Below are 17,184 nucleotides of genomic sequence, written 5' to 3' on the forward strand. Positions count from 1 at the left end.
GGCGCAGCATTTGCAGGTTATAGCTGCACAAGACGCCATCTACTCAACTCGAGACTCCGCCATGTCTTCGCCTGACCTCAATCTACTCGTCACCCTCGATGTGCTGCTCTCGGAAGGCAGCGTGGCCCGCGCCGCCCGACGGTTGCGGCTCAGCCCATCGGCCATGAGCCGGGCATTGGCACGGTTACGCGAAACCACCGGTGACCCGCTGTTGGTAAGGGCTGGGCGAGGGCTGGTGCCGACACCCCGTGCACTGGAGTTGCGCGAGCAGGTCAGCCAACTGGTGCTGCAGGCCCAGGCGGTGCTGCGGCCAGTGGCGACCCCGGACCTTGGCCGGTTGAACCGTACGTTCACGCTGCGCACCCGTGAAGGATTCGTGGAAAACTTCGCCATCGACCTGATCGCCCGTATCCACGAGCAAGCGCCGGGCGTGCGGTTGCGTTTCGTGGAAAAGACCGACCGGGACAGCACGGCGCTTCGCGAAGGCACCGTGGACCTGGAGACCGCCGTGGTGGACAAGGACACCAGCCCGGAACTGCGAACCCAGGCGTTGTTCAGCGACCGTTTGATTGGCGTGGTGCGCACGGGTCACCCGTTGAGCCACGCGGCGGTGAGTGCCCCCGGTTATGCGGCGGGCGGGCATGTCGGCGTCTCGATGCGCGGCCTGGACCATGGCCTTATCGACCAGGCCCTGGCGGCGCTGGACCTGTCCCGGGAAATCGTCACCACCGTGCCAGGTTTCTCTTCGGCGTTGGGGCTGGCGCGCTCCAGCGACCTGATTGCCAGCGTGCCTGAGCGTTACACCACCAGCCTGCGGGTCGGTCTGCACAGTTTCGCGCTGCCGTTCCCGGTGCCTGGATTCACGATCGCCATGCTCTGGCATCCGCGAATGGACGCCGACCCCGTGCATCGCTGGCTTCGGGGCTGTTTGCGGGAAGTGTGCGCAAGTAAACCATAGTGGTCTTAGTAGATATTCATTAATAGCACTTCGCTGGCACTTAGTTGGCGAAAGTGTGGCGCCGTGCACAAATGCCTAGTTATGGATATTTAATATTTAAATAGAGTTTTGTCCGACAATCTGTAACTCGGGCAGTTGAGCGTGCGCACTAAGAAGGTAGAAACCTATTGTTTCCGGGCGTTAAGGGAATCGACGTGAAATTGAACGAAAAAATTGCTAGACGTTTGATTTCAAATTATGTCAGGTTTCTTGCGTCCTCATTGGGCGAGTGATAGGACGATCTCGCCAGAGATCGCCTGTCTGACTAAAACTGTTCCATTAGCAAACAAGGAAGTGTGTTTATGTCGAAAGTCAAAAACAGCGCTATTGATTCTGCCGAACAACTGCTCTGGGCTCCGCAATTGGCGGCGCCCAGTAATGCGTTCAACCAGATCAATAGTTTCAGCCATCAATACGACCGCGGCGGCAACCTGACCGTCAACGGCAAACCGTCGTACTCCGTCGACGAGGCGGCCACTCAATTGCTGCGCGACGGCGCGGCTTACCAGGACCGGGACGGCAGCGGCAAGATCGAGCTGACCTATACCTTCCTGACGTCTGCCTCTTCCAGCACCATGAACAAGCATGGGATCAGCGGCTTCAGCCAGTTCAGCGCCCAGCAGAAAGGCCAGGCCGCCCTGGCCATGCAATCCTGGGCGGACGTGGCCAATGTCACCTTCACCGAAAAAACCAGCGGTGGCGACGGTCACATGACCTTCGGCAACTACAGCGGCGGCCAGGATGGCGCCGCGGCGTTCGCTTATCTGCCGGGGACTGGCGCCGGTTATGACGGGACGTCCTGGTACCTGATCAACAGCAGCTACACCCAGAACAAGAACCCGGACCTGAACAATTACGGCCGCCAGACCCTGACCCACGAAATCGGTCACACCCTCGGCCTGGCCCACCCGGGTGACTACAACGCTGGTGAAGGCAGTCCGACCTACGACGACGCCACCTATGGCCAGGATACCCGTGGCTACAGCGTCATGAGCTACTGGAGCGAAAGCAATACCAACCAGAACTTCAGCAAGGGCGGCGTCGAAGCCTACGCCTCGGGCCCGCTGATGGATGACATCGCGGCCATCCAGAAGCTCTACGGTGCCAACACCACGACCCGTACCGGCGACTCGACCTACGGTTTCAACTCCAACACCGGTCGCGATTTTCTCAGTGCCTCTTCGTCGTCGGACAAAGTGGTGTTTTCGGTATGGGACGCGGGCGGCCGCGACACCCTGGATTTCTCCGGGTTTACCCAGAACCAGAAAATCAACCTCAATGACGCCTCGTTCTCCGACGTGGGGGGCATGGTGGGTAACGTGTCCATCGCCCAAGGGGCAGTCATCGAAAATGCTATCGGCGGTTCGGGCAGCGACTTGCTGATCGGCAATGCGGTGGCCAACGAACTCAAGGGCGGTGCCGGCAACGATATCCTTTGGGGCGCCGGTGGCTCGGACAAGCTTTGGGGCGGCTCGGGTTCGGACACTTTTGTGTTCGCCGCCAGTTCCGACTCACGGCCGGGGGCGACGGACCAGATCCTCGATTTCGTCAGCGGCCTGGACAAGATCGATCTGACGGGCATCACCAAGGGTGCGGGCCTGCATTTTGTCAGCGCCTTCACCGGTGCGGCGGGGGATACGGTGCTGTCGACATCGGGTGGCAACAGCCTGTTGTCGGTGGACTTCTCCGGGCACGGCGTGGCTGACTTCCTGGTCAGCACCGTCGGCCAGGCAGCCGTTTCGGACATCGTGGCGTAATGCTGAAATCCCTGTAGGAGCTGCCGCAGGCTGCGATCTTTTCGCTTGAGACTCAAGTGCTAGGGGAAAGATCGCAGCCTCGCTTCGCTCGACAGCGCCTACAGGACCCAGCCAGGATCAAGCCAATGCGTAGAGAATCGATGCCCTGTAGCGTTCAGGCAACCGCCGGGTTGCTCGCTACGTTGATGATGTTTTGTGGAGAAGTCGCCATGGCGCGCAGCCTGTTGTTAGCAGAATCCTCGCAGTTGGCCGGTCAGTGGCAGGCCGTTCTGTCGAGCCCGCAGGACACTGCGCAAAGCCAGGCGATGCAGGACAAACCATCCAACACCTGCCTTGTCGAGCTCAAGGCGGACCAAACCCTGGGCGGACAAACCGAATGCCTGGGCCACTGGCTGGGGGATGAACCGGTCCATTGGTTTACCGAACCCGATGGTCTTTCCCTGATTGGCAGACAGAACTCTAGAGTGCACCTGGGGTTGCGCCAAGAACATCATTATCAGGTCACTTTGAAGTCCGGCCTGACACTCAGGCTTGAGCGGCCGATCCAGCGTTAACAAATTGTTACGATTGTCCCAGGGCGAGACGCGTATGTTCAATCAGGCGTGCGCATCGGCCGGGGCCGATTGAATAATTAAAGATTGGTAGTGCATAACAGCCGGATATCCGGCGAAGCCAACAGCAGGAAGATCCATGACTAAGAGCCGGGGCGCTGTCGCCGTGCCGTTGTTTAAAGCGCTGGGCGCTTATAAACACATTCTGATCAGTGTCGGTTGTTTTACTGCATTGATTAACGTCTTGATGCTTGCGCCGTCGATATACATGCTCCAAGTGTATGACCGCGGGTTGTCATCCCAAAACGAAACCACCCTGGCGATGTTGTCGTTGATGGTGGTCGGGTTCTTTGTGTTCATCGGACTGTTGGAAATAGTGCGCAGCTTCATTGTCATCCGCATCGGCAGTCAGTTGGAAAGACGCTTCAACCTCCAAGTGTACAAAGCTGCGTTCGAGCGCAATCTGTGTCAGGGCGAGGGCAATGCAGGGCAGTCCCTGGGCGACCTTACCCATGTTCGCCAATTTGTCACGGGACCTGCATTGTTCGCGTTCTTCGACGCGCCATGGTTCCCCATTTACTTGCTCGTGATTTATCTGTTCAACGTCTGGCTCGGTGTATTCGCCACCGTCGGCACACTGCTGCTGATCGGCCTGGCCTGCCTGAACGAAGCCATGACCAAAAAACCGTTGGGGCAGGCCAGTGTCTACTCACAACGATCCAGCCAACTGGCCACCAGCCATTTGCACAATGCCGAGACCATCCAGGCCATGGGCATGCTCGACGCGCTACGCAGCCGCTGGTTCGCCGTGCACTCGCGTTTTCTCGGTCTGCAAAACCAGGCCAGTGACACCGGTGCGGTGATCAGTGCCTTGAGCAAGACTCTGCGTCTGTGCTTGCAGTCGCTGGTGCTGGGGTTGGGCGCGCTGTTGGTGATCAAGGGCGAGATGACCGCCGGAATGATGATTGCCGGCTCGATCCTGATGGGCCGGGTGTTGAGCCCCATCGACCAGTTGATTGCCGTGTGGAAGCAGTGGAGCGGAGCCAAGCTCGCCTATCGCCGCCTCGATGCGCTGTTGCAGGCTTACCCGTCACAGGATGATGCGATGGCGCTGCCGCCGCCCAAGGGCCAGCTGAGTTTCGAGCAGGTGAGCGCCGGCCCGCCGGGGCAACGCAATGCCACCCTGCAGCAGGTCAGCTTCAGCCTAGCGGCGGGGGAAGTCCTCGGGATTCTGGGGGCTTCGGGCTCCGGTAAATCCACCCTGGCTCGTGTGCTGGTCGGCGTGTGGCCGACACTAGGGGGAAAGGTGCGGCTCGATGGGGCGGATATTCATCGCTGGAATCGCGACCAGCTCGGCCCGTATATCGGCTATCTGCCCCAGGACATCGAGCTGTTCAGCGGCAGCATCGCCGAGAACATCGCCCGCTTTCGCGAGGCCGACCCGCAAAAAGTCGTCGCCGCCGCGCAACAGGCCGGCGTCCATGAGTTGATCCTGCGCATGCCCCAGGGCTACGACACCGTGCTGGGGGAAGACGGCAGCGGTTTGTCCGGCGGGCAGAAGCAACGGGTCGCCCTGGCCCGGGCGATGTACGACCGGCCGAGCCTGGTGGTGCTCGACGAGCCCAACTCCAACCTCGACACGGTTGGCGAGGCCGCGCTCGCCGGGGCCATTGCGCAGATGAAGGCCCAAGGCACCAGCGTCGTGCTGATCACCCATCGTTCCTCGGTATTGGCCCAGGCCGACAAGTTGCTGGTGCTTGATGAAGGTCGGCTACAGGCCTTCGGCCCGAGCCAGCAGGTGCTGCGGGCACTGTCCGGGCAGCCGGATTCACAGGGCAACGCGCCGCGCCATTCACCGCCAAACAGCCCCCCGGCGACCCCCAACGGACTGAGCATGAGTCGCCAGTACCAGGCAGTCGGCAAACCGGGTGGCGTATGAGCAAGGAGTGCGAGATGAATCTCGAATTGGCCCAGGACTTCGAGCGCCCGGAGCGCGACGCCCGTTTCTTCACCCGCATGGGCTGGGTACTGGCGTTGGTGGGGGCCGGCAGTTTTTTCACCTGGGCCAGCCTGGCGCCGCTGGACCAGGGCATCCCCGTGCAAGGCACCGTGGTGGTTTCCGGCAAGCGCAAGGCCGTGCAGTCGATGAGCGGTGGTGTGGTCAGCCGGATCCTGGTGCGCGAAGGCGAGGTGGTGAAGCAGGGCCAGCCGCTGTTCCGCTTGGACCAGACCCAGGCCGCCGCCGATGTGCAATCGCTGCAAGCGCAGTACCGGATGACCTGGGCCAGCCTGGCGCGTTGGCAAAGCGAGCGGGACAACCTGTTGCAGGTGAGCTTCCCGGCAGAGTTGAGTCGCGATCCCGATCCACGCCTGGCGCTGGTGCTCGAAGGCCAGCGGCAACTGTTCAGCAGTCGCCGCGAAGCCTTCGCCCGGGAGCAGGCGGCGTTGCGCGCCAACATCGAAGGGGCCACGGCGCAACTGGCAGGCATGCGCCGGGCCCGCAGCGACTTGACCGCCCAGGCTGACTCCCTGCGCCTGCAACTGGGCAACCTGCAACCCTTGGCGGACAACGGCTACATCCCGCGCAACCGCCTGCTGGACTATCAACGCCAGCTGTCGCAAGTGCAGCAGGAACTGGCGCAGAACAGCGGCGAAAGCGGGCGAGTGGAGCAGGGGATCGTCGAGTCGCGCCTGAAGCTGCAGCAGCACAACGAGGAATACCAGAAAGAGGTGCGCAGTCAGTTGGCCGAGGCCCAGCTCAAGAGTGAAACCCTGCAACAGCAACTGAAATCCGCCGGGTTCGAGCTGCAACACAGCGAGATCCTCGCCACCGCCGACGGCATCGCCGTGAACCTGGGGGTGCACACCGAAGGCGCGGTGGTGCGCCAGGGCGACACCTTGCTGGAAATCGTCCCCCAGGGCACGCGGCTGGAAGTGGAAGGGCATCTACCGGTGCACCTGATCGACAAGGTCGGCCCGCATTTGCCGGTGGACATCCTGTTTACCGCCTTCAACCAGAACCGCACGCCGCGGGTGCCTGGGGAAGTCAGCCTGATTTCCGCCGACCAGATGCTCGATGAGAAGACCGGCGCGCCGTACTACGTGCTGCGCAGCAGCGTCAGCGACGTGGCGATGGACAAGCTCAACGGCTTGGTGATCAAACCCGGCATGCCGGCCGAAATGTTCGTACGCACCGGCGAGCGCTCGTTGCTCAACTACCTGTTCAAGCCGCTGCTCGACCGAGCAGGCTCTGCGTTGACCGAAGAATAAGGAAGCCTGGCGGTATGAAGCGTTTCTATTGGGTGGCCGTGCTGGCCGTTTCCGTGTGCAACAACGCCTGGGCCATGGGGCCCTTCGAGTTCTATGAGCAGGCGCTACGCAATGACCCGGCCTACCTGGGCGCGATCAAGGAGCGCGATGCGGGCCTGGAGAACCGCGCCATTGGCCGCGCCGGGCTGTTGCCGCATTTGGGCTACAGCTACAACAAGGGCCGCAACCAATCCAAGGTCACGTACCTCAATGACCGTGGCGCCAGCCAGCATGACGATCGCAACTACAGCAGCTACGGCTCCAGTCTGACGCTGCAACAACCCTTGCTGGACTACGAGGCATACGCGGCCTACCGAAAGGGCGTGGCCCAGGCATTATTCGCCGACGAAAGTTTTCGGGACAAGAGCCAGGCGCTGTTGGTGCGGGTGCTGGGCCAGTACACCCAGGCGTTGTTTGCCCAGGACCAGATCGACATTGCCCAGGCCAAGAAAAAGGCGTTCGAGCAGCAATTCCAGCAAAACGAACAGCTGTTTCGCCAGGGCGAAGGCACGCGCACCGACATCCTCGAGGCGCAGGCGCGCTATGAACTGGCAATCGCCGAAGAAATCGAGGCGAGGGACGAGCAGGACGCCGCCTTGCGTGAGCTCGGCTCGCTGATAGGCGTCCCGGCCCTGGATATCGGCGACCTGGCCCCGTTGCACGACACCTTCCAGACCTTTGTCTTGCAACCGGCCAGTTTCGACACCTGGCATGAGTTGGCCGTGAGCAATAACCCCAGCCTGGCGTCCCAGCGCCAGGCGGTGGATGTGGCGCGCTTCGAGGTCGAACGCAACCGCGCCGGACACCTGCCCAAGGTCAGTGCCTACGCGACGATGCGCCAGAACGAATCGGAAAGTGGCAACACCTACAACCAGCGCTACGACACCAACACCATCGGCCTGGAAGTCAGCGTGCCGCTGTATGCCGGCGGTGGGGTCTCGGCGTCGACCCGTCAGGCCAGCCGCAACATGGAGCAGGCCGAATACGAGCTGGAGGCCAAGACCCGCGAGACGCTGATTGAACTGCGCCGTCAGTTCAGCGCTTGCGTGTCGGGGATGAACAAACTGCGCGCCTACCAGAAGGCCCTCAGCTCCGCCGAGGCGCTGGTGGTATCGACCCGGCAAAGCATCCTTGGTGGCGAACGGGTCAACCTTGACGCACTCAATGCCGAGCAACAGCTCTACACCACCCGCCGCGACCTGGCCCAGGCCCGCTACGACTACCTCATGGCCTGGACCAAGCTGCATTACTACGCCGGCACTCTTGGCCCGCAGGACTTGGCGAAGGTGGACGAGGCGTTTGTGTCCCAGGGGGCAATTCAATGACCAGCGCGTTGCCTTTGTGACCAGGGATTGCTCCCGCTGGGTTGCGCAGCGGCCCCAAAAAGCCTGGGAGCGCTTCGCACTCCAGCGGGAGCAATCTCTGGCCACAAAAAGCTGTACCACCCGGTTCTAGCATTCCAACAACAAAAAGAGGGCAACAACCATGGGTATCTACGACTACAAGAACTTCGGCACCACCGAATCCAAAGCATTGGTCAGCGATGCGATGGCAATCATGCTGTATTCCTATCACAACCTCGACAACGGCTTTGCCGCCGGGTACCAGGACAACGGTTTCGGCGCCGGATTGCCGGCGACCCTGGTCACCGCGCTGTTCGGCGGCACGGATTCCCAAGGGGTGATCCCCGGTGTGCCGTGGAACCCCGATTCGGAAAAGCTCGCCTTGGAAGCGGTGCAGAAGGCTGGTTGGACGCCCATCAGCGCCTCGCAACTGGGCTACACCGGCAAGGTCGATGGACGGGGGACGTTCTTCGGCGAGAAGGCCGGCTACACCACGGCGCAGGCGGAAATCCTTGGCAAGTACGACGCCGATGGGCATCTGACGGAAATCGGTGTGTCGTTTCGTGGCACCAGCGGCCCAAGAGAGAACTTGATCGTTGACTCCATAGGCGATGCGATCAGCGATTTACTGGCGGCCTTCGGACCGAAGGATTACGCCAAAAACTACGCGGGCGAAGCCTTCGGCAATCTGCTCGCAGACGTCGCCAAGTTTGCCCAGGCCCACGGCCTGACCGGCGCGGACGTGCTGGTCAGCGGTCACAGCCTGGGTGGGCTGGCGGTCAACAGTCTGGCGGACTTGAGCACCAGCCAATGGTCGGGGTTCTACGCCGATGCCAACTACATCGCCTACGCTTCGCCAACCCAGAGCAGTACCGACAAGGTCTTGAATATCGGTTACGAGAACGATCCGGTGTTCCGCGTCCTGGATGGTTCGACGTTCAACCTCGCGTCGGTAGGGGTACACGATGGGCAACAGGAGTCGGCCACCAACAACATCGTCAGCTTCAACGACCACTACGCTTCGGCGGCATGGAACGTGTTGCCGTTCTCGATTCTCAACATCCCCACCTGGATTTCCCACTTGCCCAGCGGCTACGGCGATGGCATGGGCCGGATCATGAGCTCGGCGTTCTACGACCTCACCGAAAAAGACTCCACCGTTATCGTCGCCAACCTGTCAGACCCCGCGCGCGCCAATACCTGGGTGCAGGACCTCAATCGCAACGCCGAAACCCACACCGGCAGCACGTTCATCATCGGCAGCGACAGCAATGACCTGATCCAGGGCGGCAAGGGCAGCGACTACCTGGAAGGCCGCGCCGGCAACGACACCTTCCGCGATGGTGGTGGTTACAACGTGATACTGGGCGGGCAGGGCAGCAACAGCCTGCAACTGCAGCAGTCGGTGAAGGATTTCAGCTTTGCCCATGACGGGGCCGGAACGCTGTACATGCGCGATGCCCATGGCGCGATCAGCATCACCCGCGACATCGGTACCTTGGTCAGTAAAGAGCCCGGATTATTCTGGGGACTGCTCAAGAATGAGGTGAGCCATAGCGTCACCGCCAATGGTTTGGTGGCGGGCGGCAATCTGACTGCGTATGCGTCTTCGGTCAAGGGCAGTGCGGCCAACGACACCCTGGTGGCGGGAGCAAAGGGGGACTGGCTGTTCGGTCACGACGGCAACGATGTGCTGGTGGGCGGCGCGGGTAACGACACCTTCGTTGGCGGTGCGGGCAACGACCTGATGCAATCGGGCGGTGGCAGCGACACCTTCCTTTTCAACGGTGCGTTCGGCCAGGACCGGATCAGCGGTTATGGGGCGGGGGACAAGCTGGTGTTCCTTGGCGTACCCGGCGCCGGGACAGGCCACGACTACAGCGATTACCTGTCACAAGTGGGCAATGACACGCTGCTTAAGGTCGGCGACAGTTCCGTGACCCTGGTAGGGGTTGGTATCGGTCAGGTTGGCGGCGACGGGATCGTATTCGCCTGATATCGCTATCGCGAGCAAGCTCGCTCCCACAGGGGATCTCGGGTGTATGCAAGATTTGTGTTCACCCCCGAAGCTGTGTGGGAGCGGGCTTGCCCGCGAAGGGGCCTGAACATTCAACATCATTGCAAGCTGATCCACCGCTATCGCGAGCAAGCTCCCACAGGGGATTTCGGGTGTACGCAGTATTTGTGTTCACCACCGGCCTTTTGTGGGATCGAGCTTGCTCGCTATGGCGGCCTACCAGGCGAATCACAGGGAATCAGTCTTCCTTGCGAATGGTCGCCACATCATCGGCGCGGACCCGGACTTTCCTGCCGGAAATGTCCTCGAACTCGTAGAAACCGTCGGCGGTGCGGGTGTTGGGGGTGTCCTTGGTCAAATACTGGGTACCGTTTTGCAAGGTCACTACCGTGGGCGACGCGCAGCCAGCCAAAGCCATAAATGCCACGGCGACCAGGGGCAGGCCCAGAAACCTGATGTTCATAACCATAACCTCTCAATCAAAAGGACACGGAGCAGCTGATTCGACCGCGCCATCACATTAGCTAACCGCCATTGGTCTCGCTTGCCGTAGGAAAGTTCATCGCTAGCTGAAGGATTTCACCTTAAATATAGGAGACCGTTCATCTTTTGCGGTTGCCTGAGTGGTTTACAGCTGTTATCTGTATGCATAACCAGTACCCCGACACCCCTTGGCGTTTCTTCCCGTGGCAACCCGTTCTCTCGACGATCCGTTTTATTACCTGATCAACTTCCAGCAAGTGCTCGCCTGGTTGACCCAGCGTTATACCGATGTGCTCAGCGGCGAAGAACAGCGCTTCATTGACGATTTCGCAATGCTGCCCCGTGCCTCCCAAGCCTTGCTGGTGCGGATGGTGATGCGCAAGGGGCTGCGGTTCCGTCATAGCAAGTTGAGTTACCCGGAAATCGGTGACATCGATGCGGCCGTCACGCCGCTGCTGGCGCTGGGTTGGGTTGAGGAACAGGCGCCCATCGGGCTCGTTGAACTGTTCGAAGTGCTGCTCAGGGCGGAAATCCTCCTGTGCCTTGGCCACTTGATTGAACACCCCAAGGCGAAAAAGACCGAATGGCTCCAGGCGCTGGATGATCACTCAAACCACTTTCAGCCGTTCCGGGCCTGGTGTCCGCAGCTCGACGACCGTTTGTACAGCCTGACGATCATGACTCTGTGCGACAGGCTGCGCTTGATGTTCTTCGGCAACCTTTACCAGGATTGGTCGGAATTCGTCCTGGCGGACCTGGGGATCTTCACCTACGAAACCGTTGAGTTCAGTGCCGAGTCACGGGGCTTGCGCAGTCGTGAAGACGTCGATGCCTATCTGTTCCTGCACGACTGCCAGCAACGCTTCGAAGCCGGCGAGCCCCTGGAAGCTGTCGTCGCCCAGGTCAACGAGTTGTCCTTGGATAATCCCTGGCTGGAGCGGCGCCGGGGCAAGTTGTTGTTTCAGATCGGCCAGCACGGCGAGCGCATCGGTGATTTTGCCTTGGCCTTGTGCATCTATCGCGATTGCACCTACCCGGGCGCCCGGTTGCGAAGGGTCCGGGTGTTGGAACGTATCGGCGAGTTCGCCCTGGCCCTTGAACTGAGCGAGGCGGCGGCGCAGGCACCGCAAAGCGCCGCCGAGACCCAGGCTCTGCTTCGGATCGTGCCTCGCCTGCGGCGCAAGCTGGGCGGCCCGCCGGTGCCACGGGCCATGGCCCGGGAAGTGGAGCGTCTGGAACTGCACTTGTCTCGCGTCGATCCTAGCTTGTCAGTGGAATACCACGTCCAGGCCCACCTGCACGATGAAGCCGCGCCGGTGCATTACGTCGAGAACAGCCTGATCAATTCACTGTTCGGCCTGCTGTGCTGGCCGGCGATCTTCGCGCCGTTGCCGGGCGCGTTTTTCCACCCGTTCCAGCGCGGGCCGGTCGACCTGCTCAATGAGGATTTCCATGCTCGTCGCGCCGAGTTGTTCGTGGCCTGCCTGGCGGAGTTGGACGATGGCCGCTATCGGCAGACCATCTACCGCCGTTACGTCGAAAAGTGGGGCGTGCAATCGCCGTTCGTGTTCTGGGGCGCGTTGTCCGAGCCTTTGCTGGAGCAGGCTCTCGATTGCCTGCCGGCCGAGCATCTCAAGCATTGGTTCCAGCGCTTACTGCTGGACATCAAGGCCAACCGCGCCGGCATGCCGGACTTGATCCAGTTCTGGCCGCAGCACAAGACCTACCGCATGATCGAAGTCAAAGGCCCTGGCGATCGCCTGCAAGACAACCAACTGCGCTGGCTGGAGTTCTGTCACGAGCACCGGATGCCCATCGCCGTTTGTTATGTGCAATGGGCAGAGTCCCCCATCGCGAGCAAGCTCGCTCCCACAGAGGGTGAACCATCACAGCACACCTGTGGCAGTGAGGTCGGGGACGAACCATCACCGATCACTTGTGGGAGCGAGCTTGCTCGCGATGGGGCCCCATGAGCCTGGCACCCAGCTACAGCATCGCCGTACGAGCGCTGTGTGAGTTCACCGCCAAGGTGGGCGACCTCGACCTGCGCTTCACCCCCTCGCCGACAGCCCTGGAAGGCATCGCCGGCCATCGCACCGTTGCCTCGCGGCGAAACGAGGGTTATCAGGCTGAAGTGGCCCTCGAAGGTCACTACCAAACATTGACGGTCAAAGGCCGAGCCGACGGCTATGACCCCGTCCGCCAGTGCCTTGAAGAAGTGAAGACCTATCGGGGTGACCTGAGCAAACAGCCGGCCAACCATCGCCAGTTGCATTGGGCCCAGGCGAAGATCTATGGCTGGCTGATGTGCCAGAAGCTGCAGTTGCCGCATATCGACGTGGCCCTGGTGTATTTCGACATCGTCAGCGAAAAGGAAACCTGCATCACCCAAAGCTTTGAGGCGGCGCAGTTGCACACCTTCTTCGAAGGGCAATGCGCGTTGTTCCTGGCCTGGGCCGAGCAGGAAATGGCCCATCGACAGGCGCGCAACCTCGGCGCGCAGGCGCTGGTCTTTCCCCATGCGGGTTTCAGGCCCGGGCAACGGCACTTGGCCGAGTCGGTGTTCAAGGCGGTCAGTACCGGCCGCTGCCTGATGGCCCAGGCGCCCACTGGCATCGGCAAGACCGTTGGCACCTTGTTCCCGATGCTCAAGGCCCTGGCACCGCAGCAACTGGACAAGGTGTACTTTCTCACGGCGAAAACCCCAGGGCGCAAGCTGGCCCTGGACGCGGCGCGCGTGATCACCGATAGCGCGCCTTCGATGCCATTGCGGGTGCTGGAAATGATCGCCCGGGACAAGGCCTGCGAACACCCGGACAAAGCCTGCCATGGTGAATCCTGCCCGCTGGCCCGGGGTTTCTATGACCGCCTGCCGGGCGCCCGGGCAGCGGCGAGCCGGGTCACCTTGCTCGATCAGGCGGCGTTGCGCGAGATTGCCCTGGCCCATGAGGTGTGCCCGTATTACCTCAGCCAGGAAATGGCCCGTTGGGTCGACGTAGTGGTGGCCGACTACAACTATTACTTCGATTTCAGCGCCTTGCTCTTTGGTCTGGCCCAAGCCAACGGCTGGACGGTCGCGACCCTGGTGGACGAGGCCCATAACCTGGTAGAACGTGGACGGCAGATGTACAGCGCGACCCTTGACCAGGCCACGCTGAGCAGCGTGCGCAAAACCGCCCCCGAACCGCTGAAGAAATCCCTGGAGCGGGTCAATCGCCAGTGGAACGCCTTGCACACGCCTCAGGTGGCGGCCTATCAGGCCTATGGAAAACTGCCGGAAAAGCTGCTCCAGGCTTTGGCCACCTGTACCACCACCATTGGCGATTATCTCAACGATCATCCCCAGGGCCTGGACAGCGGCTTGCAGGCGTTCTACTTCGACGCCTTGCAGTTTGGCCGGGTGGCGGAGACCTTCGACGAGCACTTCCTGTTCGACATCCACAAGCGCGAGCTCGGTCGCCAGCGAAGCTTGTCGACGCTGTGCCTGCGCAACGTGGTACCGGCCGCGTTCCTGCGACCCAGGTTGACGGCGGCCCGCAGCGCCGTGCTGTTTTCGGCGACCCTGAGCCCTCGGCATTACTATGCAGACTTGCTGGGGACGCCGGGCGACACGGTGTGGATCGATGTCGAATCACCGTTCAAGGCCGAGCAGTTGGACGTACAGGTTGTCAGCCGCATTTCCACGCGATTTACCCATCGCCAGGCGTCCCTGGAGCCGATTGTCACGTTGATGGCCCGCCAGTTCAGCGAGCGTCCGGGCAACTACCTGGCTTTTTTCAGCAGCTTCGATTACTTGCAGCAAGTGGCCGGGCTGTTGGCCGAGCGACACCCGCAGATTGCTCTCTGGACGCAATCGCGCGGCATGGGCGAAGCCCCTCGGCAGGCATTTCTCGAACGCTTCATGGAACACAGCCAAGGTATTGGCTTTGCGGTGCTGGGCGGAGCGTTCGGTGAGGGCATCGATTTGCCGGGCTCTCGCTTGATCGGCGCTTTCATCGCCACCTTGGGGCTGGCGCAGTTCAACCCGGTCAATGAGCAGATGAAACAACGCATGGCGGCGATCTTTGGCGATGGCTATGACTACACCTACCTGTACCCCGGGCTGCAAAAAGTTGTGCAGGCGGCTGGCCGCGTCATCCGCACCCAGCAGGATCGCGGGGTGGTGATGCTGATCGATGATCGGTTTGGCGAGGCCAGGGTGCAGCACTTATTGCCGCGCTGGTGGTCTGTCACTCAGGAAGCACACTCCGCCACCTGTGGGAGCGAGCTTGTTCGCGATAGCGGTCTGTCAGTGACGTGAAGGCTGGCTGAAACACTGCTATCGCGAGCAAGCTCGCTTCCACAGGGGAATTGAGTAGGACTTGGGTTGTGAGCAGTCTGGAGACTTGCTGATTCGCTCAATCATTTTTCCTGACGCCAGACTTGTTCCATACTCCGCAAAAAATCCATACGGATGCCCCGGCCAGATGCTTGAGAATGCCCCCAAGACCCCACTCATCAACGAGGAGCAGCGCTTTCGCCTGCTCATCGACGCGGTGGTCGACTACGCCATCTACATGACCGACCCGTCGGGCATCATCACCAGCTGGAACTCCGGTGCCAAGCGTTTCAAGGGTTATGAGGAGTCCGAGATCCTCGGCCAGCATTTCTCCCGTTTCTACACCGATCAGGACCGCGCCGCCGGTCTGCCGCAACGGGCGCTGGACACCGCCCTGCATGAGGGGCGTTTCGAAGGCGAGGGCTGGCGGGTGCGCAAGGACGGCACGTTGTTCTGGTCTCATGTGGTGATCGATCCGATCATCGACAGCCAGACCGGCACCTTGCTCGGCTTCGCCAAGATCACCCGCGACCTGACTGACCGCAAGATGGCCGAGGAAATCCTCAAGCAAAGCGAGCAGCAGTTTCGCCTGCTGGTGCAAAGCGTCACCGATTACGCCATCTACATGCTCGACCCGCAAGGTCAGATCACCAACTGGAACCTGGGGGCGCAGCGGATCAAGGGTTATCTTCCGGTGGAAGCCATCGGCCGGCATTTCTCGATGTTCTACACCCCCGAGGATCGCGATGCCGGCGAGCCGCAGCGCGCGTTGAGCATCGCTGCCAGCGAAGGGCGTTTCGAGAAAAAAGGTTGGCGCATGCGCAAGGACGGCACACGCTTCATGGCCCATGTGGTCATCGATGCGATCCGCAGCGATACCGGTACACTGTTGGGGTTTGCCAAGATCACCCGCGACATCACCGATGCCACCCAGGCCCAGCAGGCCCTTGAGCAGGCCCGTGAGGCGCTGTTCCAATCCCAGAAGTTGCAAGCCATCGGTCAGCTCACCGGCGGTATCGCCCATGATTTCAATAACCTGTTGACGGTCATCCTCGGCAACCTGGAAATCTTGCGTAAGCGCATGCCCGGCGATCCGAAGCTCACCCAACTGCTGGATAACGCGACCCAAGGCGCGCTGCGCGGTGTTTCGCTGACCCAACGTATGCTGGCGTTTGCCCGCCGGCAGAAACTGACCTATGAATCGGTCGAGCTGTCGACCCTGGTGCAGGGTATCAGCGGCCTGCTGCAAAGCTCCCTGGGCCCGTCGATACACATCCAGACCCGTTTCGCCGAGGCGCTGTCGCCGGTGCTGGCCGATGTCAACCAACTGGAACTGGCGATTCTCAACCTGGCGACCAATGCCCGGGACGCCATGCCCCATGGGGGCCAGATCATCATTGCCGCCGATGAGCGGCAAGGATCTGATGCCGGGCTGGACAAGTCGATGGCTACCGGACGCTACATTTGCCTGACGATTACCGATGAAGGCGAGGGCATGGACGACGTCACGCTGGCCTCGGCCGTGGACCCGTTCTTCACCACCAAGGGCGTTGGCAAGGGCACGGGCCTGGGACTGTCCATGGTGCATGGCCTGGCGGAACAGCTGGGCGGCCGACTGATGCTCAAGAGCCAGAAAGGCCTCGGTACCACTGCCGAGTTGTGGTTGCCTGTGGCTGACGATCCGGCGGTTGGCAAGGCGGCAATCGAGGCGGCGGCGCTGCCGGTCCATGAGTTGAAAGTGCTGGTGGTCGACGATGACAGCCTGGTGCTGACCAGCACGCGACTGCTGATCGAAGACCTGGGGCACCGCGTCCTTTGTGCGCCATCGGGGGCTCAGGCACTGGAACTGCACGAGCGCAACCAGGACATCGACCTGGTGATCACCGACATGGCCATGCCGCAGATGGACGGCGCGCAGTTGGCGAAATTGTTGCGCGACCGCCAACCGACCCTGCCCATCATCCTGGCCACCGGTTATGCCGAACGCTTGGAAGGGTTCGCCACGCAACTGCCTCGATTGATCAAACCGTTCAAGCAAATTGACCTGATGCAGATCATTGGGCAGACGATGAAATAGATACGGATCCCAGGTTGAATGCAGCTCCCCTGGCCACAGGGGTATATGCCTGCCCGCAACGGGAATGGGCTTATTCAGTGTTCTTCCTGAACCCCCGTAAATTCATCGCACACAAGCAGAACTGCAACACGATCAATGCATAGGCGTGGGTATGCAGCCCCCAGACCACCCACAAAATGTTGCTCGCGATAAAACAACTGAACCCCGCCACCCTGCGTCGGGGTTGGCGTGAGCCGATCAACCAGGCCGCCAGCACCGTGACGACCATCGCCGGCCATTGCACCCATCCAAGATAATCCACATAACCCTCCTCTTGCCCTTACATCCTAGAG

At 61.1% G+C, this 17,184-nt stretch carries 12 protein-coding genes; 10 read left to right on the forward strand and 2 right to left on the reverse strand.

Features of this window, described 5'->3' with window-relative positions; all coding sequences use genetic code 11:
- The first annotated feature begins 61 nt into the window (after window positions 1-61).
- From AB4N80_RS19065 to AB4N80_RS19095, 7 genes are all read left to right on the forward strand, one after another.
- Window positions 62-958: a LysR family transcriptional regulator gene (locus AB4N80_RS19065; RefSeq protein ID WP_122566923.1), complete on the forward strand. Its 897-nt coding sequence runs from the start codon at window positions 62-64 to the stop codon at window positions 956-958.
- 341 nt (window positions 959-1,299) lie between these two features.
- Window positions 1,300-2,754, forward strand: a complete 1,455-nt coding sequence (locus AB4N80_RS19070) for a serralysin family metalloprotease (RefSeq protein ID WP_460078246.1) — start codon at window positions 1,300-1,302, stop codon at window positions 2,752-2,754.
- Window positions 2,755-2,879: 125 nt separating this feature from the next.
- Window positions 2,880-3,308 (forward strand): AprI/Inh family metalloprotease inhibitor, encoded by a 429-nt coding sequence (locus AB4N80_RS19075; protein ID WP_460078249.1) that lies wholly within the window; start codon window positions 2,880-2,882, stop codon window positions 3,306-3,308.
- A 136-nt stretch (window positions 3,309-3,444) separates the two neighbouring features.
- On the forward strand, window positions 3,445-5,244 hold the full coding sequence (locus AB4N80_RS19080) for a type I secretion system permease/ATPase (RefSeq protein ID WP_122566921.1): 1,800 nt from the start codon (window positions 3,445-3,447) through the stop codon (window positions 5,242-5,244).
- The gene (locus tag AB4N80_RS19085; RefSeq protein WP_122566920.1) at window positions 5,241-6,575 is read left to right on the forward strand and encodes an HlyD family type I secretion periplasmic adaptor subunit; all 1,335 of its coding nucleotides are present in this window, start codon (window positions 5,241-5,243) and stop codon (window positions 6,573-6,575) included. Before AB4N80_RS19080 ends, AB4N80_RS19085 begins: the two co-directional genes overlap by 4 nt.
- Window positions 6,576-6,589: 14 nt before the next feature.
- Window positions 6,590-7,939 (forward strand): TolC family outer membrane protein, encoded by a 1,350-nt coding sequence (locus AB4N80_RS19090; RefSeq protein WP_122566919.1) that lies wholly within the window; start codon window positions 6,590-6,592, stop codon window positions 7,937-7,939.
- Window positions 7,940-8,099: 160 nt separating this feature from the next.
- A complete protein-coding gene (locus AB4N80_RS19095) occupies window positions 8,100-9,953 on the forward strand; it encodes a polyurethane esterase (protein WP_122566918.1) in 1,854 nt (617 codons plus the stop codon).
- Between the two features lie 259 nt (window positions 9,954-10,212).
- Here the strand turns inward: AB4N80_RS19095 and AB4N80_RS19100 are convergent, their stop codons facing one another.
- A complete protein-coding gene (locus tag AB4N80_RS19100) occupies window positions 10,213-10,437 on the reverse strand; it encodes a YgdI/YgdR family lipoprotein (RefSeq protein ID WP_053119970.1) in 225 nt (74 codons plus the stop codon).
- A 223-nt stretch (window positions 10,438-10,660) separates the two neighbouring features.
- On the opposite strand from AB4N80_RS19100, the gene AB4N80_RS19105 reads away from it, so the two are divergent.
- The 3 genes from AB4N80_RS19105 (at window position 10,661) to AB4N80_RS19115 (ending at window position 16,852) form a co-directional block, all read left to right on the forward strand.
- Window positions 10,661-12,430 (forward strand): VRR-NUC domain-containing protein, encoded by a 1,770-nt coding sequence (locus AB4N80_RS19105; protein WP_354338959.1) that lies wholly within the window; start codon window positions 10,661-10,663, stop codon window positions 12,428-12,430.
- Window positions 12,427-14,757, forward strand: coding sequence for an ATP-dependent DNA helicase (locus AB4N80_RS19110; RefSeq protein WP_460078255.1), 2,331 nt, complete (start codon window positions 12,427-12,429; stop codon window positions 14,755-14,757). The genes AB4N80_RS19105 and AB4N80_RS19110 overlap by 4 nt, the downstream gene beginning before the upstream one ends.
- Before the next feature lie 166 nt (window positions 14,758-14,923).
- Window positions 14,924-16,852 (forward strand): hybrid sensor histidine kinase/response regulator, encoded by a 1,929-nt coding sequence (locus tag AB4N80_RS19115; protein ID WP_354338963.1) that lies wholly within the window; start codon window positions 14,924-14,926, stop codon window positions 16,850-16,852.
- A gap of 70 nt (window positions 16,853-16,922) precedes the next feature.
- Here the strand turns inward: AB4N80_RS19115 and AB4N80_RS19120 are convergent, their stop codons facing one another.
- Entirely contained in the window at window positions 16,923-17,153 is a 231-nt protein-coding gene (locus AB4N80_RS19120) for a hypothetical protein (protein WP_354338965.1), read from the reverse strand.
- Window positions 17,154-17,184 lie beyond the last annotated feature (31 nt).

The organism is Pseudomonas sp. H3_A02 (genome assembly GCF_054671965.1).